At 70.8% G+C, this 1,948-nt stretch carries 1 protein-coding gene; it reads right to left on the bottom strand.

Annotated features, from left to right (window positions below; all coding sequences use genetic code 11):
* Positions 1-1,402: AMP-dependent synthetase/ligase (locus VIB55_RS15855; protein ID WP_331877635.1), on the bottom strand; the 1,402-nt coding region annotated here is incomplete at its 3' end.
* Between the last annotated feature and the right edge of the window lie 546 nt (positions 1,403-1,948).

Here is a 1,948-nt window from a genome sequence, read left to right as displayed (position 1 = left end):
TCTTGCGGTCGGTGATGCGGATGTAGCCGTCGTCGAGCGTGCCGATGTCGCCGGTGTGGAACCAGCCCTCGGCGTCGATAGCATCGTGCGTGCAATCCGGATCGTTCCAGTAGCCCCGCATCACGTGCGGGCCGCGGGTGAGGATTTCGCCCGTGGATGGCTCGATGGCCAGCTCCACCCCCGGCACCGGCTGACCCACGGTGCCCATCCGCATCTTCCCCGGCGCGTTGACCGCGATCACCGGCGACGTTTCCGTCAGCCCGTATCCCTCGTACACGGGCAGGCCCACGCCCAGGAAGAAGCGCGCGACCTCCGGCGACAGCGGCGCCCCGCCGGAGACGAAGGCGCGCACCCGGCCCCCCGTGCGCTCCCGCAGCTTGCTGAACACCAGCCGGTCCGCCACCCGGTTCTGCACGGCCAGCAGCCCCGACGGCTCACGCCCCTCCTCGCGCAGCGCAGCCACCCGGCTTCCGACGCCCCGGGCCCAGGCGACGACCCGTGCCTTGAACCCCTCCGCCCCGATGGCCTTGCTGTAGATCTTGTCGAAGAGCCGGGGCACCGAAACCGTTACCATCGGGCGCGTCTCGGCCAGGTGGTCGGCCACCTTTTCCACCTGCGTGTAGGCGATGGTGGTGCCCACGTCCCAGTACAGGTAGTCCACCATCCGCTCGAAGACGTGCGAAAGCGGCAGGAACGAGAGGGTGACGTCGCCCGGGCGGATGATCTCCGTCATCCCGTGCTGCAGGCAGGCCGCGAGGTTCGCCGCCAGGTTGGAATGCGTGAGCATCACGCCCTTGGGGTTGCCCGTGGTGCCCGAGGTATAGATGAGGGTGGCCACCTGCTCGCGCGGCACCGAGAGCGCGCGCTGGCGGAAGCCCGTGTACCGCCCGGCGGCCAGTTCGCGCTCGCCCTCGGCCAGCCAGTCCGCGAACGACTCCACACCGTCCGCGGCGCCCTCGAACGCAACCAGTCGCTCCACTTCCGGAAGCTGCACCCGGAACTCGCGGATCTTGGCCGCCTGGGCGGCATTGGAGACGAACACCACCTTCGCGCCGCAGTCCGCGACGATGTATTGCACCTGGTTGGCGGGAAGCGTCGGGTAGACGGGGACGGTGATGGCGCCCAGGCCGGTGATGGCGTAGTCGCAGATGGCCCACTCCGGCCGGTTCTCCGCCAGCACCACCACGCGGTCGGCGGAAGCCACCCCTGCCGCCGAGAGCGCCACGGCGAGCGCGGTCACCCGCCGCTCCACCTCGGCGTCGGAGAGCGCGTGCCACTGCCCCGCCGCCTTGTACATCATCGCCGCGTCGCGCCCGTGCCGGTCGACGCCCCCGAAGAAGATCTTGGGAATGGTGTCGCGCTCCACAGTGCGCAGCGGAACGACGGTGTTCATCTGCCGCATCAGAGCTCCTGAATGGCTGCCCGGGAAGGTGAGGGGCGCGGGTGTGCGCGCTCGCATGGCAGGGTGCCGGGCCTGGCGGGAAGATGCCGGGCGGTGCGGAGTTGGACAAGTGCGGGCCCCTCCCCCGGCCCCTCCCCCGGCAAACTACGCCGGGAGAGGGGGGAACTTCGGGCGGGTTCGACGGAGTGCCGGTGCATGCCTCTGGGAGCCCCCTCGCCCCGGCCCCCTTCCCCCGCTGCGCAGGGGAGGGGGAGACCTGAATCTCGCTCCGGCTGGCCCCGTGCGCCACACTGGCTCCCTTCCCCCGCGGCAGTTTGCGGGGGAAGGGTTGGGGATGGGGGGCGCCTGCCCGAGCACCGGGCGAGCCCGGTCGCACCAAAGTCCGAAGTGTACACCCTCTCCCGCTTGCGGGAGTGGGTCGCACGCGTGTCAGCGCGGCCGGGTGAGGGCCCCACGGCAGCCGAGGCCCAGGCTTCGGTGACCGCTGCCGCGCCCTGGCTTGTACGTGTCCATGGTTAGATCCTTCGGCCCGCAAGGGATGTGCTG

Origin of the sequence: Longimicrobium sp., assembly GCF_036554565.1 — a bacterium.
Taxonomy (GTDB): domain Bacteria; phylum Gemmatimonadota; class Gemmatimonadetes; order Longimicrobiales; family Longimicrobiaceae; genus Longimicrobium.
The sequence above is the reverse complement of the archived record's forward strand: the minus strand, read 5'-3'. Positions and strand labels throughout refer to the sequence as shown.